The sequence below is a fragment of the Streptomyces sp. R11 genome, assembly GCF_041051905.1.
Taxonomy (GTDB): domain Bacteria; phylum Actinomycetota; class Actinomycetes; order Streptomycetales; family Streptomycetaceae; genus Streptomyces.
Map to the genome: position 1 here is coordinate 7,192,993 of NZ_CP163432.1, position 23,042 is coordinate 7,216,034.

A 23,042-nucleotide genomic window follows, 5' to 3' on the forward strand; every position below is an offset into this window, starting at 1 on the left:
GGGGCCCGTTCCGAGCAGCGCAAAGGGGCTGATGTGAGGCTGATCCCGTGACATCGGTGACCGAGGCGGAGAGGCCGGTGAGACGCACGCCGGGAGGCAAGCCGCAGCAGCGGCGCGTCACGGATCACGGCGCCTGGTTCCTCGTACTCCCCGCGCTGATCCCCATCCTCGTCCTGAGTGTCGGACCGCTCCTCTACGGCATCCTGCTGTCCTTCACCGACGCCCAGTCCGGACGGACCCAGGCCACCCAGTGGATCGGCGGTCTCAACTTCCGGGACCTGCTGCACGACACGCTGTTCTGGGATTCGTTCCGGATCGGCCTCGTCTGGGCCGTCGGCGTCACCGTGCCGCAGTTCCTGCTGGCGCTGGGCCTCGCCCTCCTCCTCAACGAGGACCTGCGTCTGCGCTGGCTGGCCCGGGCCCTGGCGATCGTGCCGTGGGCCATGCCCGAGGTCGTCGTCGGCGTGATGTGGCGGCTGGTCTACAACCCCGACGCGGGCATCCTCAACGAGACACTGCGCGACCTGGGCCTCGGCGACGGCCGTGACTGGCTCAGCGGGCTCGGCACCGCCCTGCCCGCCGTGATCGTCGTGGGCATCTGGGCCGGGATGCCGACCACGACGGTCGCCCTGCTCGCCGGCCTGCAGAACACCCCGGGCGAACTGCACGAGGCCGCGGCCGTGGACGGCGCCGGGGCCTGGCGCCGCTTCCGCACGGTCACCTGGCCGGCCCTGCGACCCGTCGCCCTCTCCATCACGGCGCTCAACCTCATCTGGAACTTCAACTCCTTCGCCCTGGTCTACGTGCTCACCAGCGGAGGCCCCGGCGGCCGCACCCGCCTGCCCATGCTCTTCGCCTATGAAGAGGCCTTCCGCTACGGGCAGTTCGGCTACGCGGCGGCGATGGGATGCGTGATGGTCGCGCTGATCTCCATCGTCCTCTCCGTCTTCCTCGTCGGACGGCTCAGGGGAGGCGACGAGTCATGAGGACCAGCAGAACCGGCCGCGCCGGACAGTACGTCGCCCTGCTCGCCTACCTCCTCTTCCTCGCCTTCCCCCTCCTCTGGCTGATCTCCACCGCCTTCAAACCGCCACGCGAGCTGGGCAGCCTGCACCCCACCTGGATCCCGAAGGACCCCACCCTCGCCAACTTCCGCCAGGCCTTCGACGAACAGCCCCTCCTGGACGCCGCCCTCAACTCCCTGCTCGCCGCGCTCGGCGCCGCCCTGATCGCCGTACTGATCGCGACCCCGATGGCCTACGTCATGGCCCGCCGGCGCACCCCGCTCGCGCGAGCGGCGACCGGCTGGGTGATCGTCAGCCAGGCGTTCCCGCTCGTGCTGGTGATCATCCCGCTGTTCCTGGTGCTGAAGAACCTGCGGCTGATCAACTCGGTGCCAGGGCTGATCATGGTGTACGTGGTGTGGGCGCTGCCGTTCGCGCTGTGGATGCTCGTCGGATACGTGCGTGCGGTGCCGCCCGAGTTGGAGGAGGCGGCGTCGGTCGACGGGGCCGGGCGCCTCAGGACCCTGGTCTCGGTGACCGCGCCGCTGCTGGCACCCGGGATCGCGGCGACGGCGATGTTCGCGTTCGTCACGGCGTGGAACGAGTTCTTCTTCGCGCTCGTTCTGCTGAAGACCCCGGAGAAGCAGACCCTGCCGGTCGTCCTCACGCACTTCATCGGCGCGGAGGGAGTCGCGGACCTCGGCCCGCTGGCCGCCGCCGCGTTCCTCGCGACGCTGCCCTCGCTGGTCGTGTTCGCGATCATCCAGCGGCGGATCACGGGCGGCGTGCTCGCCGGGGCGGTGAAGAACTGATGCGTACGAGACTGCTGCCGGCCCTGATCGCCGCCTTGGCCCTGCTGCTCGCGGGCTGCGGCGGCGACCATGACGGCGCCGACGACGGACGCGTCACCCTGCGCTTCCAGTCCCTGGCCTGGCAGGAGGAGTCCGTCGAGGTCAACAAGGAGCTGGTGAAGGAGTGGAACGACACTCACCCCGACGTCAAGGTCGAGTACGTCCAGGGCAGTTGGGACAGCGTCCACGACCAGCTGCTCACCTCCTTCGAGGGCGGTGAGGCCCCGGACATCATCCATGACGCCTCGGACGACCTCGCCGACTTCGCGTACGGCGGCTACCTCGCCGACCTGACCGACCTGCTGCCGCAGCGGCTCAAGTCCGACATCCCGCAGCGCAGTTGGGACACGGCGACCTTCGGGGGCGGGATCTACGGTGTCCCCTTCCTCCAGGAGCCGCGCGTCCTCATCGCCAACGCGAAATGGCTGAAGGAGTCGGGCGTGCGGATTCCCACGCCCCAACACCCGTGGAGCTGGCCGGAGTTCCGGCGCATCACGGACCGGCTGAGCGGCGACGGCAAGTACGGGGTCGCCTGGCCGCTGAAGGAGCCCGTCTCCGCCAGCCTCAACCTGTCCCTCTCGGCGGGCGGACAGCTGTTCCACCGAGGCGCCGACGGCAAGGTGACCGTCCGCTTCGAGGCGGCCGACGAGGTCATGCCCAGCACTGTCCACGACCAGGTCAACACCGATCGCAGCGCCTCGCCGACCACCCTGGGCAGCGGCGGCTCGGACACCCTGCCCGGCTTCTTCGGCGGCCGGTACGCGATGGTCCCGCTCGGCTTCTCCTATCGCCAGCAGATCGTCCAGCAGGCGCCCAAGGGCTTCGACTGGCAGGTGCTGCCCGCCCCGGCGGGCGCCGACGGACTCACCCAGGGAGTCAGCCCGCAGACGCTGTCCGTCGCCGAGGACAGCCCGCACAAGCGGGAGGCGGCCCAGTTCATCGACTTCCTGCTCCGCCCCGAGAACATGGTTCGACTGGCGCTCGGTGACTGGATGCTGCCCACCGGGACCCAGGCGCTGAAGGACCCCGCCCTGCACACCGCCGAGAACGACTGGGCCACCGGCACCGCCCTCGCCGAACACCTTCGCTCGGCACCCGCGCAGTCCGTGCGCGGCTACCCGGAGTGGAAGGACAAGGTCGCCACGCCCGCCTTCCAGGAGTACTACAGCGGCGCCATCGACGGCGACGAGTTGCGCGAGCGCCTGGAGGACGACGGGAACCTGGTGCTCGCCCGCTACCAGCGCTGACGTAATTCGGTTGTCCGCGTCGCCAGGCCAGGCCTAACGTGCCGTACGTGGCAGCGAACAACGCGATCATCATCACCGGTCTCGGCCGGGGCTACGCGCACTCCGTACGGATGCGCCGCGGCCCCGGAGCCCTGACCGGCCCGGGGAGCCACGCCCGCTGATCCGTCGCGGACCCGCATCTCCTTTCTCCTCCTGTCTTCCGGTCAGGGCCTTCGTCTGCCCTTTTCCCTCCCCACGGAAGACAAGGACCGCAGGCCATGGCCCGCCCCACCCGCGTATCCCGCGCGCTCTCCCAGAACTTCCTCGCCGACCGCGCCGCCGCCGGACGGCTCGCCCGGCTCGCCGTACCGCATGGACGTGCGGCGCCCCTGCTGCTCGAAGTCGGCGCCGGAAAGGGCGCGTTGACCGAGCAGCTCGCCCCGCGCTGCCGACGCCTCCTCGCGTACGAGATCGACCCGAGGCTCGTCCCCGCTCTGCGCTCGCGCTTCTCGGACACGCCCCAAGTCCGCGTCGTCGGCGAGGACTTCCTCACCGCACGACCCCCGCGTACGCCGTTCTCCGTCGCCGGGAACGTGCCCTTCTCCCGCACCGCCGCCATCGTCGGCTGGTGCCTGCGGGCGCCCGCCCTCACCGACGCCACGCTCCTCACCCAGCTCGAGTACGCCCGCAAACGCACGGGTGACTACGGCAACTGGACCCTGCTGACGGTCCTGACCTGGCCCCGCTACGAGTGGCGTCTGCTGGGGCGGGTCGGCCGGCGCAGCTTCCGGCCGGTGCCCGGCGTGGACGCCGGGATCGTCCGGATCGAGCGGCGTCGTACGCCGCTGCTCGACGCCGGGGCGTACGAGAGCTGGCGGCCACTGGTGGAGCTGGGCTTCTCCGGGCTCGGCGGCTCGCTGCACGCCTCGCTGTGCAGGGCCCACCCGAGGCGGCGGGTCGACGCGGCGTTTCGCAGGACGGGCCTCGACACGACCGTGCTCGTCGGCGAGGTGCCGCCGGGGGCGTGGCTGAGGCTGCACGAGGTGCTGGCCCCGTGACGAAAGAGTTGCACGAGACGTATCGTCTCGTTTATGGTCGGTGCCATGACCAGTCCCGCTCACATCGCCATGTTCTCCATCGCCGCCCACGGCCACGTGAACCCCAGCCTCGAAGTGATCCGCGAGCTCGTGGCACGCGGGCACCGGGTCACGTACGCGATTCCGCCGGCCTTCGCCGAGAAGGTGGCCGAGGCGGGCGCCGAGCCCAGGCTCTGGAACTCCACGCTGCCCGGCCCCGACGCCGATCCGGAGGCCTGGGGTTCCACCCTCCTGGACCACGTCGAGCCGTTCCTGAACGACGCGATCCAGGCACTGCCCCAGCAGATCGAGGCGTACGAGGGGGACGAGCCGGACCTCGTCCTGTACGACATCGCCGGGTACGGGGCCCGTGTCCTCGCCCACCGCTGGGGCGTGCCCGCGATCTCGCTCTCGCCGTGCATGGTCGCCTGGGAGGGGTACGAGCAGGAGGTCTCCGAACCGATGTGGGAGGAGCCGAAGAAGACGGAGCGCGGCCGCGCCTACTACGAGCGCTTCCACGCATGGCTGGAGGCGAACGGGATCACCCAGCACCCGGATCCGTTCGTCGGCCGCCCCGCGCGCTCCCTCGTCCTGATCCCCAAGGCCCTCCAGCCGAACGCCGACCGGGTCGACGAGGCCGTCCACACCTTCGTCGGCGCCTGCCAGGCCGACCGCACCGCCGAGGGCGACTGGCAGCGGCCGGCGGACGCAGAGAAGGTCGCGCTCGTCTCCCTCGGGTCGGCCTTCACCAAGCAGCCCGCCTTCTACCGCGAGTGCGTGAAGGCCTTCGGCGACCTGCCGGGCTGGCATTTGGTGCTGCAGATCGGTCGGCACGTCGATCCGGCCGATCTCGGCGACGTACCGTCGAACGTCGAAGTGCGCTCCTGGGTACCGCAGTTGGCCATCCTCAAGCAGGCCGACCTGTTCGTGACCCACGCCGGCGCGGGCGGCAGCCAGGAGGGCCTGGCCACGGCCACCCCGATGATCGCCGTACCGCAGGCCGTGGACCAGTTCGGCAACGCCGACATCCTCCAGGCGCTCGGCGTCGCGCGGCACATCGCGACGGAGGATGCCACGGCCGAGGTCCTGCGCGAGACCGCCCTGACCCTCGTCGACGACCCCGAGGTGGCCCGGCGTCTGAAGGACGTCCAGGCGGAGGTGGCGGAGGAGGGTGGCACCAAGCAGGCTGCGGATCTGATCGAGGCGGAGCTGTCGGCCGTACGGGAGACCCGACGGAACGGCTGAGTACCTGTTTCTGGCCCCTGGCCTGTCACGCCGGGGCGTCGAGCGGTCGCGCGGTAAACATGAGCGCGGGCGTGAGAGAGACGGTGACGAGGACTCGGCTGCGAACGAAGTGATGGGCGAGGTGGCGACGCTCGCACTGGGCATCGCGTTGTCGCCGTTCCCGATCGTTCCGGCGCTCTTCCTGCTGTTCACGCCCCGGCCCAGGGTGACCGGCGGAGCGTTCCTGGCAGGGTGGGCGGCCGGGATCCTCTCGGTCGCGACGGTGTTCACCGCCCTTGCGGCCTTCATCGAGACCGGCGAGGAAACGCCGACCTGGGCGTCCTGGACCAGGGTCGGGCTCGGCGCGGTCCTCGTCCTGCTCGCCGTGCTTCAGTGGCGCTCCGGGTGCCGCGAAAGGCACCCCGGCCTGGATGCGGAGCCTCACGGATGCCACGCCGGCCAAGGCTCTGCGGCTGGGTCTACTGCTGTCGGGGGCCAACCCGAAGACCGTCCTGCTGTCCGGGGCGGCCGGGCCGACCACCGGCTCCGCCGAACTGGGTTCGGCCCAAGCTGTCGCCGCCGTGGTGGTGTTCACCGCCATCGCCGCCTTCACCGTCGCGCTTCCCCTCCTGCTCCACGTCGTATTGGGAGAGCGCGTCCTGGCCGCGCTGGACAGGGGGAGGGCGTGGCTGGAGACCTGCAACAGCACCGTCACCGTCCTGGTCCTGGCCGTGATCGGCGTGCTCCTCGTCACTGAAGGTGCCGCCGGACTGTGACCGGCAACGCGCGGGGCTCCCGTGCGCGATTGACAGATCGTTTGTGCCGTTGGTAGGACCTTGGATCAGCGTCGCGTGCACCCGGCGAAGAGACCGTCGAGGGCATGGAGGCGTCGAAGCCTTGGAACAGCCTTGGTGACATCCCACGGGCGCCTGACCGCGTTCGGCAATCAGTTGATCGAAGTACACCTCTGGCTCCGCGAGGAGCTCGCAGCGCTGCGTCAGGACGTCGACGCCTATCTCGCAGGCGGCACGCGAGTCCGCGAGTTGCGAACCCACTGCCTGACCTTCTGCTCGGCCTTGGACCGGCACCACAACGGCGAAAACGATCTGGCATTCGTCAAGGTCGCCGAACAGTTCCCCGAACTGCGCCCCGTGCTGGAGGAGTTGCGGCGCGATCACCAGCTGGTGGACGACTCCCTGCGACGGCTCGAGACGCTCGTCGGAGAACTGGACCGGGAGTCGGACCCCACCGAATTCCGGCGCGAGTTGGACAGCCTCGCCGCGCTCATCGAGACGCACTTCACCTACGAGGAAAAGCGGGTCCTCTCGGCGCTCAATGCGCTGAACGTGCCGAGTTGGGACCGCACCCGGCCCGCGTTCCTACTCACCCACGAAGAGGAGTGCTGACCGGCCGCGGCCCGCGTCGGCGCCCTCCGCACCAGGGCCCGCCGACTCCCCCGGAGTCGACGGGCCCCTCGTAGGCCAGGCAGGCCAGCCAGGCCAGGCGGATCAGACGGGCACCCGCTCGCCCTCGTCGTCCCGAGCCGCGCTTCGTGTCACGGCCTCCGGCGCCTCGTCGTGCGTGAGGTCCGGCAGGCGGTTCAGCCACTTCGGCAGGTACCAGTTGCGCTCGCCGAGGAGTGCCATGACCGCCGGGAGCAGGACGCCCCGGATGATCGTCGCGTCGATGAGGACCGCCGCCGCGAGGCCGACGCCCATCTGCTTCATGGACTGCATCGACAGCGTGCCGAAGATCGCGAACACGGCGACCATGATGACCGCGGCGCTGGTGACGACACCGGCCGTGGTGACCACGCCGTGCTGGATCGCGTCCTTCGTCGTACGGCCGCGCAGCCGCGCCTCGCGGATTCGCGAGACCACGAACACGTGGTAGTCCATCGAGAGGCCGAACAGGATCACGAAGAGGAACAGCGGCAGCCAGGTGATGATGGCGCCGACGCCCTCCGCACCCACCAGCGAGGCGCCCCAGCCGTGCTGGAAGACGGCGACGAGGATGCCGTACGCCGCGCCCACCGACAGCAGGTTCAGCACGATCGAGGTGATCGCGATCGTCAGCGAGCGGAAGGACAGCAGCATCAGCCCGAACGCGAAGACCACGACGAACGCGAAGACCGGGACGACCGCGCCGGCCAGCTGGTCGTTGAAGTCCTTCGAACCGGCGACCTGTCCGGTGATCGGCGCCTCGACACCGTCGATCTTGCCCAGCGTGGCAGGCCGCACGTCGTCGCGCAGCTTGTCCAGGCTCGCGCCCGCCTTGTCGAGGTCGGAGCCGCCGACCAGCGGGACGTAGACGAAGGCGACGTTCTGATCGTCGTGCAGCTTGATCTCGACCGGGCCGCGCGAGGCACCCGAACTGATCGCCCGCTCACGGAAGTCGGCGAGCGCGGACTTCACCTCGGGAGCGTTGATGTCGTCGGCCTTGACGACCACCTCGGCCGGCTCGGAACCGCCCGGGAAGGCCTCGTTGACGCGGTTGTACGTCTGCACGATCGGCAGCGAGTCGCCGAACTCCTGGTCCAGGGTGAGGTTCTGGGTCTTCATGCCGACCGCGGGAGCCGCGATGGCGAGCAGCGCACCCGCCGCGACGACGACCGAGATCACCGGTCGGGCGAGGACGCCCTTCAGTACGGCCGTCCAGAACCGGCTCTCGCGGTTGCCCTGCCCCCGGTTGCGACGGAGCTTGCTCTGCGGGTGCAGGAAGGGGATCTTGCCCTTCTCGACCCGCTCGCCCAGCAGCGACAGCAGCGCCGGAAGCACCGTCACCGACCCGACCATGGCGACCGCCACGACCATCAGCGAGGCCAGGCCCATCGCCTCGAACTCGGCGAGACCGGTGAACAGCATGCCCGCCATCGCCACGCACACCGTGACACCGGAGACGATGATCGCGCGGCCGCTGGTGGCGGCGGCGACCCTCAGGGCGGTCTGTGCGTCCCGGCCGGCCTCGCGCTCCTCGCGCTCACGGCGCAGGTAGAACAGGCAGTAGTCGACGCCGACGGCCAGACCGACCAGCAGCATCACCGAGTTCGCGGTGTCGCTCATCGGCATCACATGGCTGACGATGCCCATCAGGCCCATCGTCGCCATGATCGCGGTGACCGCCAGCAGCACCGGCAGCAGGGCCGCCACCAGCGCGCCGAAGGCGATGAGCAGAATGCCGAGGGCCACCGGCACCGCGGAGTACTCGGCCTTCTGGAAGTCGTCCCCGAACGCGTCGTCGAACGTCTTCATCATGCTGGCGCCGCCGATCTCCTCGATCCGCAGCGACTCATGGTCCCTCTGGACGTCCTCGACCGCCTTGAGCACCGGCTCCACATGCTCACCCGCGGTGTCCGAGTCGCCGCGGATGTCGAACTGCACGAGCGCGCTGCGCCCGTCCTGCGAGATCGTCTGCGTGTCGTACGGCGATGTCACGTCGGTGACCTTGCCGGTGCCCTCGACCGCCTTGACGACAGCGGTGACGGCGGTCCGGAACTCGCTGTCGGTCGCCTTGAGCGAACCGCCCTTGGCCTGAATCAGGACGGTCTCACCGGCCGGCTCCTCGATCCCGGCGTCCTCGATGATCTTGGCGGCGGTGTGCGTCTCGCCCTTCAGCTGGTCGCTGTCCTTGACGTCGACCCGGCCGGCCGCCGAACCGAGGCCCATCGCCAGTACGACGAACAGCACCCAGATGCCGACGGCAGCCCATCGATGGCGGGCGCTCCAGCCGCCGGCGCGGGCGGCGAGGCCCCGCACGCGTGTGTCTCCGTTCCCCATGATGGGCTTGCCCCCTTGGTTGCGGTGGCGGCCCCCTGCCGCCTCCTTTCGTTTCGAAGGTATGGGCCGGATAAAGCCATCTCGTCGTGCTGCTCGGTGAAAGGCGGAGGCCAGAACTCATCCCCCCGGCCCGGGTGCCCTCCCCACTGGGGAGGATGGGGGTCCCCTACAACTATCCGGCGGTCTCGGGGGTGACGATCAGGGCTGAAAAGTTTGTGCTCGATGCTGACCGGCAAGTAACTTACGGATCCGGGCGGCCATCGTGCCCACCCCCACGGGGCACGACGGCCGCCTCGGCGCGACCGGATCGCCTTAAGGTGGCCGGATGACGACGTATGCGGCGCTGCTGCGCGGAATCAACGTGGGCGGCAGCAGAAAAGTCCCGATGGCCGACCTGCGGACCCTGATGGCCGGCCTCGGTCACGACGGCGTACGCACCTACCTCCAGAGCGGCCAGGCGGTGTTCACCTCCGACCACGGCGACGAGGAGACCTTGGCCGTGGAGCTCGCGTCGGCGATCGAGAAGCACTTCGGCTTCGCCGTGGACGTGATCGTGCGCGACCACGCCTACCTTCGGGCGATCGCCGACGACTGCCCGTTCCCCGCAGCCGAGTTGGAAGCCAGGCAGCTCCACGTCACCTACTGCTCCGCCCAGGTCGACGCCGAGCGCTTCGCGGAGATCGACCAGGCCGCCTACCTCCCGGAGGAGTTCCGCCTCGGCGACCGCGCGGTGTATCTGTACGCCCCGAACGGCCTGGGCCGCTCCAAACTCGCCGAAGCTCTGTCGCGGCCCCGGCTCAACAAGGGTTTGATCGCCACCAGCCGCAACTGGAACACGGTCGTAAAACTTGTGGAGATGACCCGTGACTGAGCAGGAGTCCGCCGTGAAGGCCGCCATTGAAGGGGAGTTGAGACTGCTCGACCCCGAAGTCCGCCGCTCGCCCGAACTGCTCGGGTCCCTGCTGCACCCGGAGTTCCACGAGTTCGGTTCGTCGGGACGGCGCTGGGACCGGGCGTCGACCACGGCCCGCCTGCCCGTGGACACTGATCCGCACCGGTACGTCGTCACCTCCGAGATACAGGGCGTCCAGCTGGCGCCCGACGTCGTCCACCTCACCTTCGACACGGAGTACAACGGCGCCCACGCGCACCGCAGTTCGCTCTGGCGCCGGACGCACGCCGGGTGGCAGATGTACTTCCACCAGGGAACGCCGTTCAACCCCGGGGGAGCGTGACCGTGCGCTACGTCATCATCGGCGCCGGAGCCGTCGGCGGCGTCATAGGCGGACGGCTCGCAGGCGCTGGGCACGAGGTCGTGCTGGTCGCTCGGGGTGCCCACTTCGAGGCCCTACGGGACCGCGGCCTGCGCCTCAGGGTGCCCGAGGGCGAGCTGACCCATCGGTTGCCGGTCGTCGACGGACCGGCCGCGCTCGGGGAGTTCCGCCCCGACGACGTCCTCGTCCTCGCCGTGAAGACGCAGGACAGCGCGGCCGCACTCCAGACGTGGGGACCCGTTCCGGTCACGGGCGGCGGAACGGCGGCCGAGCGGCTGCCGATGATCTGCGCGCAGAACGGCGTCGAGAGCCAGCGCCTCGCCCTGCGGGTGTTCCGGCGGGTGTACGGCGTCTGCGTCTGGCTGCCGTCGACGTACGTCGAACCCGGCGTCGTCTCCGCGGCCGGCAGCCCCCTCACGGGCATCCTCCATCTCGGCCGCCATCCGCACGGCACCGATGAGACCGCCCGCCTCATCGCCGCCGACCTGGAGAAGTCGCACTTCGAGGCACCGGTCGTGGCGGACGTGGCGCGCTGGCAGTACGCCAAGCTGCTGTCCAACCTCGGCAACGCCCTGGAGGCGGTGACCGGCCCCGCCGACAGCGAGGAGGCCGCGGCGCTGCTGCGGCGGGTGCGGGCCGAGGGCGCTGCCGTGCTCGACGCCGCGGGGATCCCGTATGCGAGCGCCGAGGAACAGCACGCCGTACGCGGCGACAAGGTCACCCTCGTCCCCCTCGACGGCGCCCCGCGCGGCGGCGGCTCCTCCTGGCAGTCCCTGACCCGAGGCACCGGCACCATCGAGGCCGACCACCTCAACGGCGAGATCGCCCTGCTGGGCCGCCTGCACGGCGTACCGACCCCGCTGAACGACCTCCTCCAGCGCCTCGCCAACACCTGCGCGCGCGAGCGACGGGCGCCGGGGTCGATGCCGGTGGGGGAGCTGGTGCGGTTGGCCGACGAGGCGGCGGCCCAGGCATCGGGCGAGGACGAGGCCGAACTCTTCGACTGAGGGCTGGGCTCAGGCGCCGACGGCCGCAAGCGCCGGCACCCGCGCGGCGTCGTACCGTTCCAGCAGCACCCGCGCGACTTCGGGCGCCGCGCCGAGCACGTCCGCCAGGACGTCCGCCTCGGCCGCGCCCCGCGCGATGCGGTCGGGGAGGAAGCCGGGGGCCAGGACGTACGGGGCCACGGCCACCCGCTCGCAGCCGAGTTCCCGCAGCTCGCGTACCGCGTCCTCGGTACGGGGAAGAGATGCGGAGGCGAACGCAGGCCGCACGGCGCACCAACCGGTGTGCCGCCACTCCCGCGCGATTTCTGCGATCACTGCGATCGCCTCCGGGTCGGTGGACCCCGCCGAGGCCAGCACGACCCCGGTCGAGGACTTGTCGGCGGGCGTCAGACCCGCCTCGTACAGGCGCCGTTCCAGCGCCGCCATGAGCAGCGGCGAGGGGCCCAGCACCTCCGCCTGGCGGATCCGCAGCTGGGGCGGCGCGTCCCGCAGCACCGCGGGGATGTCGGCCTTCGCGTGGAACGCGCGCGTCAGCAGCAGGGGCAGGGCCACGACGTCACGGACGCCCTGAGCCGCCAGCGACTCCAGCACCCCCTGCACGGACGGGATGTTGAAGTCCAGGAAGCCGGTCTCCACCCGTACGTCCGGGCGAAGCGAGCGCACCCGCCGTACCAGGGCATGCACCGTCGCGGCATGCCGCGGGTCGCGGCTGCCGTGGGCGATGACGAGAAGAACCGGCTTCGTGAACACAGGCGTCAGCTCCTTGGCAGCAGACCGCGGCTGCGCAGTACCGACCGCTCCAGTGGGCTGAAGATGAGCAGGTCGATGGCGATACCGACGATCAGGATGAGGAGGATGGCGAAGAAGACCGTGGACATGGAGCTGGTGTTGCGGCCGTTCTCCAGCAGCTGGCCCAGCCCCACACCGAGGTCGGGGGAGGAGGCGATGATCTCCGCGGCCATGAGCGACCGCCAGGAGAAGGCCCAGCCCTGCTTCAGGCCGGCCAGGTAGCCGGGCAGCGCGGCCGGCATCACGATGTGCCAGGTGCCCTTGAGCCCGGTCGCGCCCATGGTGCGGCCCGCGCGCAGGAACAGCGGCGGCACCTGGTCGACCCCCGACACGAGGCCGTTGGCGATGGAGGGGACCGCGCCGAGCAGGATCACCGCGAACATCATCTTGTCGTTCAGGCCCAGCCAGATCACCGCGGGCGGTACCCAGGCGACCGAGGGCAGGGACTGCAGACCGGACAGGATCGGCCCGATCGCCGCCCGCACGAACCGCACCCGCGCCACCAGCAGACCGAGCGGGGTGCCGATCGCCAGCGCGAGAAGGAAGCCGAGCAGGCCACGCGATACCGACGTCCAGATGTACTCGTGGAGGGTGCCCTCAAGCCACGCCTCACGCAGCTCGCCCCACACGTCGGACGGTGAGGGCAGCTTCGTCGGGTCGTCGGCGATGCCGGTGGAGATCAGCAGCTGCCAGACCACCAGCACCAGGGCGATGGCGGCGATGGGCGGCAGGACCTTCTGGGTCAGGGTCCTCCGGAACGGCGTCCGGCCCGTCTGGACCGTCTCCAGGGCGTCCAGACCGGCTTCGAGTCCGGCGAGATCGTTGCCGTCCTTGACGGTCGTCTCAGTGCTGGCCATGGCGGCGGATCTCCCCACGCAGTTCTTCGGTGATCTCGACGGACAGCTCGGCGACCGCGGTGTCCTCGATACGACGCGGGTGCGGGATGTCCACCGTCCACTCCCGGGCGACCCGGCCGGGCCGCGACGACAGCAGCACCACACGCTGGGCCAGCCGTACCGCCTCACGCACGTTGTGCGTGACGAACAGGACGGAGACCTGCGTCTCGCGCCAGATGCGGGTCAGTTCGTCGTGCAGGACGTCACGGGTGATGGCGTCCAGTGCGGCGAACGGCTCGTCCATCAGCAGCAGCTTGCTGTCCTGGGCGAGCGCGCGGGCCAGGGCGACGCGCTGGCGCATACCGCCGGACAGCTCGTGCACCCGCTTGCCGTGCGCGCCCTTGAGGCGGACGAGTTCGAGGAGTTCCTCGGCGCGCTCGCGGCGCTCGTTCTTGGGTACGCCCCTGAGCTTGAGGGCGAGTTCGATGTTCTTGCCCGCGGTCAGCCACGGGAAGAGCGCGTGCTCCTGGAACATCAGCGCCGGGCGGCCGTCGGTCGTGATGCCGCCCGCGCTGGGCTTGTCCAGTCCGGCGACTAGGTTGAGCAGCGTCGACTTGCCGCAGCCGGATGCCCCGAGGAGGGTGACGAACTCGCCGGGTGCGACATCGAGCATGATGTCGTCGAGGACGAGCTGCCGCCCGGCGGGGCCGGCGAAGGACTTCGAGACATGCTCGATACGCGCGGCCTGCTCCACGGACGCAACCGTGTCGGCGGCCTTGGCGAGGGCGGTTGCCATGGTCGTCACCTCCTGTGAACTCATCGGGTGCGGTGGTTACTTGACGCCGAGGCCGGCGTCGTCGACTTCGGGCTCGCCCTCGGCCTTGAGGACCTTGTTCAGTGGGGCCAGGTCGTAGATGCCGGTCAGGACCGGCTTCTGCAGCAGCCCCGCCTTGACCGCGTGCTCGGCCTCGGTGTTCAGCGTGGCCGCGAGCGGGTCGTCGGTGACCTGGATGGACTGCCACGCCGGGTCGAGCACGTCGGCGGGCAGGGGCTTGCCGGTGTCGGCCTTGAGCTGCGCGTTCGCCGCTGCCTTCGCCTTGTCCGGGTTCGCGTCGATCCACTTGTTCGTCTTCACCGAGGCGCGCAGGACGGCCTCCACGGCCTTCGGGTGCTCCTTCAGGAAGCTCTGCGACACGATGACGTTCGTGATCACGAACTTCTTGTCGGGCCACAGGTCGGCCTCGTCGAGGAGCACCTTGCCGCCCTCGGCGACCAGCTTGGACGCGGTCGGCTCGGGCACCCAGGCACCGTCGATCGAGCCGGACTTGTAGGCGTCCGGCGTGATCTTGTTGTCGGTGCGGACGACCGAGACGTCACCCTGGCCGCTCTCCGCGTCGACCTTCCAGCCCTGCTCGGAGATCCAGTTGAGGAACGCCACATCCTGTGTGTTGCCGAGCTGCGGCGTCGCGATCTTCTTGCCCTTGACGTCCTTCAGGGACTTGACCTTCTCCGGGTTGACGACCAGCTTCACCCCGCCCGAGGCCGACCCCGAGATGACCCGCAGGTTCTTCCCGCCCGACTTGATGTAGCCGTTGATCGCGGGGCTCGGGCCGATCCAGCCGATGTCGATGGAGCCGGAGTTCAGCGCCTCGATCTCGGAGGGACCGGCGTTGAACGTGGCGTACTCCGCCGTCGTGCCGCCCAGTTCCTTCTGGAACAGGTCCTCGTGCCGGCCCACCAACGCCGTGGCATGGGTGAGGTTCCCGAAGTAGCCGATCTTCACCGAGTCCAGGCCGTCGACCTTGGGCGCCCCCGCGATGGCCTGCTCGGTGTTCTCCTTGGCCTGCGAGCCGTAGCCGCAGGCCGCGAGGGCCAGCAGTGGCAGCGCGGCCAGGACGGCGAGGGTCCGTCGCAGGGCGGGGGTGGCAGGCACGGGAGGTGTTCCTCTCGGTGGCCCGGCGCTCACGCCCGTATCAGGTCGTGGCCGGGAGGTCGGCAGGTTCGTCCGGAGCGGCGCGCATACGGTGCACGCAGGTCAGCGCACACATCGCGGCACTCCGCCCTGCCCGCTTCCGAGGGCGCCGCTGCCTACGCGGCCGCCCTCCTTCGCGAACGTGGAGAAGTAGTCGAGGGGCCTCATGTCAGAAGTCCCACCCGTCGTCGTCGGCCTCGTCCTTGACCGGCTCCGGCGAGGCGAACGACTCGCCGACCATGCCCGCGGTCAACGTCGTGCCGTCGTTGGGGTCGATCAGGATGAAGGAGCCGGTGCGGCGGGAGTCGGCGTAGGAGTCGACGGGCAGGGGCTCGGCGGTGCGGATCTTGACGCGGCCGATGTCGTTGGCGACGAGCTGCCCGGGGTGCGGGTGCAGGGACAGGTCGTCGAGCGTGAGCCGGGACGGGATGTCCTTGACGATCGCCTTGACCGTGCGGGTGCCGTGCTTGAGCAGCACCCGGTGGCCGACGGTCAGCGCGGCGTCGGCGACATGGCAGACGGTGGCCTCGATGTCCTGCGTGGTCGCGGGCGCGTCCTTGGCCGGCACGATCAGGTCACCGCGCGAGATGTCGATGTCGTCCTCCAGCAGGAGGGTCACCGACTGGGTGGTCCAGGCGATGTCGACCGGCTCGCCCAGCAGGTCGATACCGGAGATCTTCGACGTACGGCCCGACGGCAGCACCGTCACCGACTCGCCGACCCGGAACGAACCGGCGGCGATCTGTCCGGCGTAGCCGCGGTAGTCGGGGTGCTCGGCGCTCTGCGGCCGGATCACGTACTGCACGGGCAGTCGCGCGTGGCAGTGGCTCAGGTCGTGGCTGACCGGCACCGTCTCCAGGTGTTCCAGGAAGGTCGGGCCGCCGTACCAGTCCATGTTCGCGGACGGGTCCACCACGTTGTCGCCGGCCAGCGCCGAGATCGGGATCGCGGTGATCTCCGGGACACCCAGCTCGAGCGCGTACGCCGTGAACTCCTCGGCGATGGCGGCGAACACCGACTCCTGGTAGTCGACCAGGTCCATCTTGTTCACGGCGAGCACGACGTGCGGCACCCGCAGCAGCGCGGCGATCGCGGCGTGCCGGCGGGTCTGCTCGACGACACCGTTACGGGCGTCGACCAGGATCACCGTCAGCTCCGCCGTGGACGCGCCCGTGACCATGTTCCGCGTGTACTGCACGTGGCCGGGGGTGTCGGCGAGGATGAACCGGCGCCGCGGGGTGGCGAAGTAGCGGTAGGCCACGTCGATGGTGATGCCCTGCTCGCGCTCGGCGCGCAGGCCGTCGGTGAGCAGTGCGAGGTCGGGGGTGTCCTGGCCGCGGTTGCGGGAGGCGTGCTCCACGGCCTCCAACTGGTCGGTCAGCACCGACTTGGAGTCGTGCAGCAGCCGGCCCACCAGCGTCGACTTGCCGTCGTCGACCGAACCGGCCGTCGCGAACCGCAGCAGGGTGGTGGCCGAGAGCTCCTCGGTCGTGATCGTGCTCATGCTTAGAAGTACCCCTCGCGCTTACGGTCTTCCATCGCGGCCTCGGACATCTTGTCGTCGGCGCGGGTCGCGCCGCGCTCGGTGAGCCGGGACGCGGCGATCTCGGTGATGACCTGCTCCAGGGTCACCGCGTCCGAATCCACGGCGCCCGTGCAGGACATGTCGCCGACGGTGCGGTAGCGGATGAGCCGCTTCTCCACGGTCTCGCCGTCCTTGGGCCCGCCCCACTCGCCGGCGGTCAGCCACATGCCGTTGCGGGCGAACACGTCGCGCTCGTGCGCGAAATAGATGTCCGGCAGCTCGATGCCCTCGCGGGCGATGTACTGCCACACGTCCAGCTCGGTCCAGTTGGACAGCGGGAAGACGCGGACGTGTTCGCCGGGCGCGTGGCGGCCGTTGTAGAGGTTCCACAGCTCGGGCCGCTGGCGGCGCGGGTCCCACTGCGAGAACTCGTCCCGCAGGCTGAACACCCGTTCCTTGGCCCGTGCCTTCTCCTCGTCCCGGCGCCCGCCGCCGAAGACCGCGTCGAACCTCTCGCTCTGGATCTTCTCCGTCAGCGGCACCGTCTGCAGCGGATTCCGTGTCCCGTCTGGCCGTTCGCGCAACACACCCCGGTCGATGTAGTCCTGTACGGAGGCCACATGGAGGCGGAGCCCATGTGCGGCCACCACACGGTCCCGGTAGTCGATGACCTCGGGGAAGTTGTGCCCGGTGTCGACGTGCAGCAGCGTGAACGGGATCGCCGCGGGAGCGAACGCCTTCAGCGCCAGGTGCAGCATGACGATGGAGTCCTTGCCGCCGGAGAACAGGATCACCGGCCGCTCGAACTCTCCCGCCACCTCACGGAAGATGTGGACGGCCTCGGACTCCAGCGCGTCCAGGTGGGAGAGGGCGTACGGGGAGTCCGTACCGTCCTCGCCTCCCTTGACCGTGGCAACGGTCGTCGTCATGCCAGTCCCCTCTCGGTGAGCAGCGCGTGGACCGCGCCCGCGGATTCCTGGACGGTCTGGTTCTGGGACTCGATGCGCAGATCGGGCGACTCGGGTGCCTCGTACGGGTCGTCGACCCCGGTCAGGCCCGTCAGCTCGCCCGCGGCCTGCTTGGCGTACAGACCCTTCACATCGCGCACGGAGCACACGTCGACCGGCGTGGCCACGTGCACCTCGAGGTACGCCGTCCCGCTCTCCTGGTGGCGCTTGCGTACCGCCTCGCGGCTGTCGGCGTAGGGCGCGATCACGGGGACGAGCGCCTTCACGCCGTTACGGGCGAGCAGTTCGGCCAGGAAGCCGATGCGCTGCACGTTGGTGTGCCGGTCCTCGCGGCTGAAGCCGAGGCCCGCCGAGATGAACTCGCGGATCTCGTCGCCGTCGAGCACCTCGACACGGTGGCCCTCCGCGCGGAGCCGGCCGGCCAGGTCGTAGGCGATGGTGGTCTTGCCGGCGCTCGGCAGACCCGTGAGCCAGACGGTGGCTCCGCTCGTCACGTGGTTCTCCCCACTCGCAGGAAACGTAGAAAGCTCAGTCATGGGTCAGCCGTGCAGCCCGCACTCGGTCTTGGCGCGGCCCGCCCAGCGGCCGGCGCGCGCGTCCTCGCCCTCAAGGACCCGGCGGGTGCAGGGGGCGCATCCGACAGAGGCGTAGCCGTCCATCAGCAGCGGGTTGGTCAGCACACCGTGTTCGGCGACATACGCGTCCACGTCGTCCTGGGTCCAGCGGGCGATCGGGGAGATCTTCACCTTCCGGCGCTTCTCGTCCCAGCCCACGACCGGGGTGTTCGCCCGGGTCGGCGACTCGTCGCGGCGCAGCCCGGTCGCCCAGGCCACATAGCCCTTCAAGCCCCGCTCCAGCGGCTCGACCTTGCGCATCTTGCAGCACAGGTCGGGGTCGCGGTCATGCAGCTTGGGCCCGTACTGCGCGTCCTGCTCGGCGACCGTCTGACGCGGGGTGAGCGTGATGACGTTGACGTCCATCACGGCCTCGACCGCGTCGCGGGTGCCGATGGTCTCCTCGAAGTGATAGCCGGTGTCCAGGAACACGACATCGACGCCGGGCATCGCGCGGGAGGCGAGGTGGGCGACCACCGCGTCCTCCATCGACGAGGTCACGCAGAAGCGCTTGCCGAAGGTGTCGGCCGCCCACTGGAGGATCTCCAGCGCGGAGGCGTCCTCCAGATCACGGCCCGCCTGCTCGGCGAGCGCCTTGAGATCCTCTGTCGTGCGCTCTTCCTGAATCGCGGTCATATCTCCTCTCCCCCTGCGTCGTTGTGCTGAAGGCCCCGGGCGAGCAGCCCGAGGAACTTCAACTGGAATGCGCGGTTGCACGCCGCGCATTCCCATGCGCCGTGGCCCTGCTCGCTCGGACGGAGGTCCTCGTCGCCGCAGTAGGGGCAGTAGAAGGGGGCGGCCCGCTCGCTCATGAGAGGGCCTCCTCGGACGCGCGGGTGACCCAGGCGGCGAAGCGCTCGCCGTCCTCGCGCTCGTCCTGGAAGCGCTTGAGAACACGCTCGACGTAGTCGGGCAGCTCGTCGGACGTGACCTTCAGGCCACGCACCTTGCGCCCGAACCCGGCCTGCAGACCGAGCGCGCCGCCCAGGTGCACCTGGTAGCCCTCGACCTGTTCGCCTTCGTCGTTCAGGACCAGCTGCCCCTTGAGACCGATGTCCGCGACCTGGATACGGGCGCAGGCGTTCGGGCAGCCGTTGAGGTTGATGGTGATCGGCTCGTCGAAGTCCGGAATCCGGCGCTCCAGCTCGTCGATGAGGGCGGCGCCGCGCGCCTTGGTCTCGACGATCGCGAGCTTGCAGTACTCGATGCCGGTGCAGGCCATGGTGCCGCGCCGGAAGGCCGACGGCCGGGCCGTCAGGTCCAGCGCCTCCAGGGCCTCGACGAGCGGCTCGACCTGTGCCTCCTCGACGTCGAGGACGATCATCTTCTGCTCGACGGTGGTCCGCACCCGGCCCGAGCCGTGCGCCTCCGCCACCTCGGCGATCTTCGTCAGCGTGGCACCGTCGACGCGGCCGACACGCGGCGCGAAACCGACGTAGAAGCGGCCGTCCTTCTGCCGGTGCACACCGACGTGGTCACGCCAGCGCTCCGTGGGCTCGGCCGGCGCGGGGCCGTCGACGAGCTTGCGCTTGAGGTACTCGTCCTCCAGGATCTGGCGGAACTTCTCCGGGCCCCAGTCGGCGACCAGGAACTTCAGACGGGCGCGCGTACGCAGACGCCGGTAGCCGTAGTCCCGGAAGATGCCGATCACGCCCGCCCAGGCGTCCGGCACCTCCTCCAGCGGCACCCAGGCGCCGAGGCGGACGCCGATCTTCGGGTTGGTGGACAGGCCGCCGCCGACCCACAGGTCGAAGCCGGGGCCGTGCTCGGGGTGCTCGACGCCGACGAACGCCACGTCGTTGATCTCGTGGACGACATCGAGGAGCGGGGAACCGGAGATCGCCGTCTTGAACTTGCGGGGCAGGTTGGAGAATTCCTTGCTGCCGATGTAGCGGTCGTGGATCTCGTCGATCGCCCAGGTGCCGTCGATGATCTCGTCCTCGGCGATACCGGCGACCGGCGAGCCGATGACGACACGCGGGCAGTCGCCGCAGGCCTCGGTGGTGGACAGACCGACGGCCTCCAGCCGGTCCCAGATCTCCGGCACGTCCTCGATGCGGATCCAGTGCAGCTGGATGTTCTGTCGGTCGGTGATGTCCGCGCTGCCGCGCGCGAACTCCTGCGAGATCTCGCCGATCACCCGCAGCTGCTGCGTGGTGAGACGGCCGCCGTCGATCCGGACGCGCAGCATGAAGTACTTGTCGTCCAGCTCCTCCGGCTCCAGGATCGCGGTCTTGCCGCCGTCGATCCCGGGCTTGCGCTGGGTGTAGAGGCCCCACCAGCGCATACGTCCGCGCAGGTCGTTGGGGTCGATCGAGTCGAAGCCGCGCTTCGAGTAGATCGTCTCAATGCGTGTCCGCACATTGAGACCGTCATCGTCCTTCTTGAACTGTTCGTTGCCGTTGAGCGGGGTGAAGTGTCCCGCGGCCCACTGGCCCTCACCGCGGTGACGGCTCACCTTGCGGCGGGGAGTCGCGGCGGCAGGCTTCTGCGGGGTGGCGGCCATGGTGGTTACGTCCTTCGGGACAGGCGGGAATGCGGCTCTGACCTGCGCGTACGAGCGCACGGGCATACGAGCGCGTCGTTGCGCGGGAATGAAGCGAAAAGAGGGAGATGTCGGGCGCTGCGAGGCTGTCAGCGCACCGGACAGATGGCGCTGGACATGCGGCCGAGGTCGACGTGCCGCCGACTCACCAAGGCAATTCCAGTTCCAGACATGACGGAAGCGTGGCATGGCGATCTGGACACAGTCCAGCTTCGTCCGACATGCGGACACCCTTGTCCCGTAGAGTGAGACAAGGGTGTCGTCGGTCACATGGCCCGTATCGGCCGTTTCTGCCCAGCTCAGCCAGGGTACGCCCCGGGCCACGGTCCGGGCGTGGCGGCCTCGGCCTCCTCCTCGACCTTGGTGTCGAAGAGCGTGAAGCCGCGGCGCAGGTAGTTGTCCATGGCGTGCTCCCCGTCCTTGCTGCAGGTATGCAGCCACACCCGCTTCGTCTGAGGCAGCCCTGGCCGGCGTTCCGCCAGGTCCCAGGCGCGGGCCGCACCGTACGCCAGCAGATGCCCACCGATCCGCCGCCCGCGGAAGGCCGGAATCAGGCCGAAGTAGACGATCTCCACGACCCCGTCGTCCTGCGCCTCCAGCTCCACGTACCCCGCCGGCGTCCCGCGGTCGTAGGCCACCCACGTCTCGACACCCGGACGCTCCAGGTGCTCCTGCCACTGCGCGTACGTCCAGCCGAGCCGGTCGATCCACCGGATGTCCCCGCCCACCGACGCGTACAGAAACCGGCTGAACTCGGGAGAGGGCACCTCGGCCCGCACGATCCGCACGTCCCCGTCCGGGGCGGCGGCCGGGAGGAGGTCGGCGGGGGAGTTCTGCTCCAGGGACCAGGTGGTCACGGGGATGTTGGTCATGACGGCCAGGGAATCATCCGGGTGCAGGGTCTGTCGATCGGCGTCCACGCGCCCCGGGCCGGGCTGCTACCCCAGCGCGTCGTCGATCGACTCCAGCGGCACCGCGAACAGCATCCGGCCCGACTGGGACCAGACGTCGCCCGTTGCCTCCCAGTAGGACAGGGGCCCGGCCTGGGCGCCCCAGCAGCGGGGGGCGCTCTCCGAGCCGCAGCGAGTTGCCTTCGCTCCCTCGGTGTCCTGGCGCCAGAGGCTGCCGTGGCGGTCCGTGGGGGCCGGCGCGCGGCCCAGGTACCAGTCGGAGCGGTCCGCTCCGGGCGCCCGGTGCGACAGGACCCCCTCGATACCGGAGGCCTCAGTCCGGTAGGCCTCGACCGTGCGCGCGGCTCCGGTGGCGTCGACGGCCGGCAGGCCGGGGCGGGCCGGGTCCTTGCTGAAGTCGTAGCGCCACAGGCGGGCGGGCCGGTCGCTGTCGGCGGCGGTCCACTCGCTCGCGACCAGACTGTCGGGCGCCGTGCTGCGGTCCAGGGAGATACCGCCGAGGCGCGGGGCGGCGCTCCCGCCGGTCAGTCGGTACGAGCCGACGGCCGGCAGGACGAAGCGGTGGCCGTGGGCCGACCAGCCCTCGTCCACGCGACCCACCGCGGTGCTGTCGACCGTGGCGCGCTGGACGCGGTTCATGTCGTAGACGTACAGCCCGTCGGCGGCCGTGACCAGCAGCTTGTCCTGGTACCAGACCATCCCGGAGAGGCGGGAGCTCAGGGCGCGGTAGTCGCGGCCACCGTCCACCGGGACGACGAGGAGGACCGACGTGTACCTCAGGCGGGCCAGGTCGTTCGCGTCGACGAAGGCGACCCGGGCGAGGCCCCGGCCGGCGGTGCCCTGACTCCAGCCGGAGAGCAGCACCCGGTTGTCGTTCCACCAGCCGTCGTCGTCGGCGTCGCCGGAGGTGGTGACCGCCCCCGCCCGCCAGGCGCGGGTGTCGGCAGCGTCCCAGCAGTACGCGCGCGAGGCCGTCGGTGCGACCGGCAGCGCGGTGCGCTGGCCGGTCGTACAGCCGTCCCCGCGGCGCAGGCTGCGGTCGGCGGTTTCCAGAACGGCACGGACGCCGACCGGCTTGCCCATCCCGGCGGCGAGTTCGTCGAGGGTGGCCTGCGGCACCAGCTGCTCCTGGAGGCGGAGCGCGCGGGTGTCGGCGGCCCTGGTGAGAGGCTCCAGCGCCCCGGGGTTGTCACCGACCGTGGCCTGCGAGGCGCTGATCATCGTGGCGGCTGCGGTGAGCGCGAGGGCGGTGCCGGCGAGGAACGCGCGCACGGCACGGCCCTGCTTGCGTCGACGGTGTCTGCCGCGGTGCTTCATCAAACCTCCCGAGGCGGGCCAACTGCGGCCATTGGTCTGTGCGTTGACCAAAGGAGCAGGTGGGGCGGCCCGTACCGGGATGCTACGGCAGTTGGGCACGCTTGCGGACTAAGACCCCGTAAATATG

Annotated in this window: 22 protein-coding genes and 2 pseudogenes; 10 read left to right on the forward strand and 14 right to left on the reverse strand. The window is 70.2% G+C overall.

Annotated features, from left to right (window positions below; genetic code table 11):
* Nucleotides 1–77 precede the first annotated feature (77 nt).
* The 7 genes and pseudogenes from AB5J55_RS33155 (at nt 78) to AB5J55_RS33185 (ending at nt 6,787) form a co-directional block, all read left to right on the forward strand.
* Nucleotides 78–986: a carbohydrate ABC transporter permease gene (locus AB5J55_RS33155; RefSeq protein ID WP_369274128.1), complete on the forward strand. Its 909-nt coding sequence runs from the start codon at nt 78–80 to the stop codon at nt 984–986.
* The gene (locus AB5J55_RS33160) at nt 983–1,816 is read left to right on the forward strand and encodes a carbohydrate ABC transporter permease (RefSeq protein WP_369274129.1); all 834 of its coding nucleotides are present in this window, start codon (nt 983–985) and stop codon (nt 1,814–1,816) included. The genes AB5J55_RS33155 and AB5J55_RS33160 overlap by 4 nt, the downstream gene beginning before the upstream one ends.
* Entirely contained in the window at nt 1,816–3,102 is a 1,287-nt protein-coding gene (locus AB5J55_RS33165; RefSeq protein ID WP_369274130.1) for a sugar ABC transporter substrate-binding protein, read from the forward strand. The genes AB5J55_RS33160 and AB5J55_RS33165 overlap by 1 nt, the downstream gene beginning before the upstream one ends.
* A gap of 257 nt (nt 3,103–3,359) precedes the next feature.
* Nucleotides 3,360–4,139 carry an ErmE/ErmH/ErmO/ErmR family 23S rRNA (adenine(2058)-N(6))-methyltransferase gene (gene erm, locus AB5J55_RS33170; RefSeq protein WP_369274131.1) on the forward strand — a complete coding sequence of 260 codons (780 nt, stop codon included), beginning with the start codon at nt 3,360–3,362 and terminating at the stop codon, nt 4,137–4,139.
* Nucleotides 4,136–5,402: pseudogene (gene mgt, locus AB5J55_RS33175) on the forward strand (macrolide-inactivating glycosyltransferase). Before erm ends, mgt begins: the two are co-directional and overlap by 4 nt.
* Before the next feature lie 112 nt (nt 5,403–5,514).
* Nucleotides 5,515–6,157, forward strand: a pseudogene (locus AB5J55_RS33180) (GAP family protein).
* A 135-nt stretch (nt 6,158–6,292) separates the two neighbouring features.
* Nucleotides 6,293–6,787 (forward strand): hemerythrin domain-containing protein, encoded by a 495-nt coding sequence (locus AB5J55_RS33185; protein ID WP_369274132.1) that lies wholly within the window; start codon nt 6,293–6,295, stop codon nt 6,785–6,787.
* A 102-nt stretch (nt 6,788–6,889) separates the two neighbouring features.
* On the opposite strand, the gene AB5J55_RS33190 is transcribed toward AB5J55_RS33185, so the two are convergent.
* A complete protein-coding gene (locus AB5J55_RS33190; protein WP_369274133.1) occupies nt 6,890–9,157 on the reverse strand; it encodes an MMPL family transporter in 2,268 nt (755 codons plus the stop codon).
* 325 nt (nt 9,158–9,482) lie between these two features.
* Here AB5J55_RS33190 and AB5J55_RS33195 point away from each other — a divergent pair, with 325 nt between their 5' ends.
* The 3 genes from AB5J55_RS33195 to AB5J55_RS33205 are packed head-to-tail and all read left to right on the forward strand — an operon-like array spanning nt 9,483 to nt 11,438.
* Complete coding sequence (locus tag AB5J55_RS33195; protein WP_369274134.1) at nt 9,483–10,028, forward strand: DUF1697 domain-containing protein; 546 nt, start codon at nt 9,483–9,485, stop codon at nt 10,026–10,028.
* The gene (locus tag AB5J55_RS33200) at nt 10,021–10,392 is read left to right on the forward strand and encodes a DUF4440 domain-containing protein (protein WP_369274135.1); all 372 of its coding nucleotides are present in this window, start codon (nt 10,021–10,023) and stop codon (nt 10,390–10,392) included. Before AB5J55_RS33195 ends, AB5J55_RS33200 begins: the two co-directional genes overlap by 8 nt.
* A gap of 2 nt (nt 10,393–10,394) precedes the next feature.
* A complete protein-coding gene (locus AB5J55_RS33205) occupies nt 10,395–11,438 on the forward strand; it encodes a ketopantoate reductase family protein (protein WP_369274136.1) in 1,044 nt (347 codons plus the stop codon).
* A gap of 9 nt (nt 11,439–11,447) precedes the next feature.
* Here the strand turns inward: AB5J55_RS33205 and AB5J55_RS33210 are convergent, their stop codons facing one another.
* From AB5J55_RS33210 to AB5J55_RS33270, 13 genes are all read right to left on the reverse strand, one after another.
* The gene (locus AB5J55_RS33210; RefSeq protein ID WP_369274137.1) at nt 11,448–12,188 is read right to left on the reverse strand and encodes a sirohydrochlorin chelatase; all 741 of its coding nucleotides are present in this window, start codon (nt 12,186–12,188) and stop codon (nt 11,448–11,450) included.
* A gap of 5 nt (nt 12,189–12,193) precedes the next feature.
* Complete coding sequence (locus tag AB5J55_RS33215; RefSeq protein WP_369274138.1) at nt 12,194–13,084, reverse strand: ABC transporter permease; 891 nt, start codon at nt 13,082–13,084, stop codon at nt 12,194–12,196.
* Nucleotides 13,071–13,859 carry an ABC transporter ATP-binding protein gene (locus AB5J55_RS33220; RefSeq protein WP_369274139.1) on the reverse strand — a complete coding sequence of 263 codons (789 nt, stop codon included), beginning with the start codon at nt 13,857–13,859 and terminating at the stop codon, nt 13,071–13,073. Before AB5J55_RS33220 ends, AB5J55_RS33215 begins: the two co-directional genes overlap by 14 nt.
* A gap of 36 nt (nt 13,860–13,895) precedes the next feature.
* Nucleotides 13,896–14,996 (reverse strand): aliphatic sulfonate ABC transporter substrate-binding protein, encoded by a 1,101-nt coding sequence (locus tag AB5J55_RS33225; RefSeq protein ID WP_369274140.1) that lies wholly within the window; start codon nt 14,994–14,996, stop codon nt 13,896–13,898.
* A 208-nt stretch (nt 14,997–15,204) separates the two neighbouring features.
* Entirely contained in the window at nt 15,205–16,539 is a 1,335-nt protein-coding gene (locus AB5J55_RS33230) for a sulfate adenylyltransferase subunit 1 (RefSeq protein WP_369274141.1), read from the reverse strand.
* Nucleotides 16,540–16,541: 2 nt separating this feature from the next.
* Nucleotides 16,542–17,489, reverse strand: coding sequence for a sulfate adenylyltransferase subunit CysD (gene cysD, locus AB5J55_RS33235; RefSeq protein WP_369274142.1), 948 nt, complete (start codon nt 17,487–17,489; stop codon nt 16,542–16,544).
* Nucleotides 17,486–18,064 carry an adenylyl-sulfate kinase gene (gene cysC / locus AB5J55_RS33240; RefSeq protein WP_369274143.1) on the reverse strand — a complete coding sequence of 193 codons (579 nt, stop codon included), beginning with the start codon at nt 18,062–18,064 and terminating at the stop codon, nt 17,486–17,488. The genes cysD and cysC overlap by 4 nt, the downstream gene beginning before the upstream one ends.
* 3 nt (nt 18,065–18,067) lie before the next feature.
* Nucleotides 18,068–18,778, reverse strand: a complete 711-nt coding sequence (locus AB5J55_RS33245) for a phosphoadenylyl-sulfate reductase (RefSeq protein WP_363031632.1) — start codon at nt 18,776–18,778, stop codon at nt 18,068–18,070.
* Complete coding sequence (locus AB5J55_RS33250; protein WP_314205404.1) at nt 18,775–18,954, reverse strand: hypothetical protein; 180 nt, start codon at nt 18,952–18,954, stop codon at nt 18,775–18,777. The genes AB5J55_RS33245 and AB5J55_RS33250 overlap by 4 nt, the downstream gene beginning before the upstream one ends.
* Complete coding sequence (locus AB5J55_RS33255; protein WP_369274144.1) at nt 18,951–20,648, reverse strand: nitrite/sulfite reductase; 1,698 nt, start codon at nt 20,646–20,648, stop codon at nt 18,951–18,953. The genes AB5J55_RS33250 and AB5J55_RS33255 overlap by 4 nt, the downstream gene beginning before the upstream one ends.
* Nucleotides 20,649–20,776: 128 nt before the next feature.
* Nucleotides 20,777–20,860, reverse strand: coding sequence for a putative leader peptide (locus AB5J55_RS33260; RefSeq protein ID WP_349817346.1), 84 nt, complete (start codon nt 20,858–20,860; stop codon nt 20,777–20,779).
* Between the two features lie 126 nt (nt 20,861–20,986).
* Nucleotides 20,987–21,559, reverse strand: a complete 573-nt coding sequence (locus AB5J55_RS33265) for a GNAT family N-acetyltransferase (RefSeq protein WP_369274145.1) — start codon at nt 21,557–21,559, stop codon at nt 20,987–20,989.
* 66 nt (nt 21,560–21,625) lie between these two features.
* Nucleotides 21,626–22,915: a hypothetical protein gene (locus tag AB5J55_RS33270; protein ID WP_369274146.1), complete on the reverse strand. Its 1,290-nt coding sequence runs from the start codon at nt 22,913–22,915 to the stop codon at nt 21,626–21,628.
* Nucleotides 22,916–23,042 lie beyond the last annotated feature (127 nt).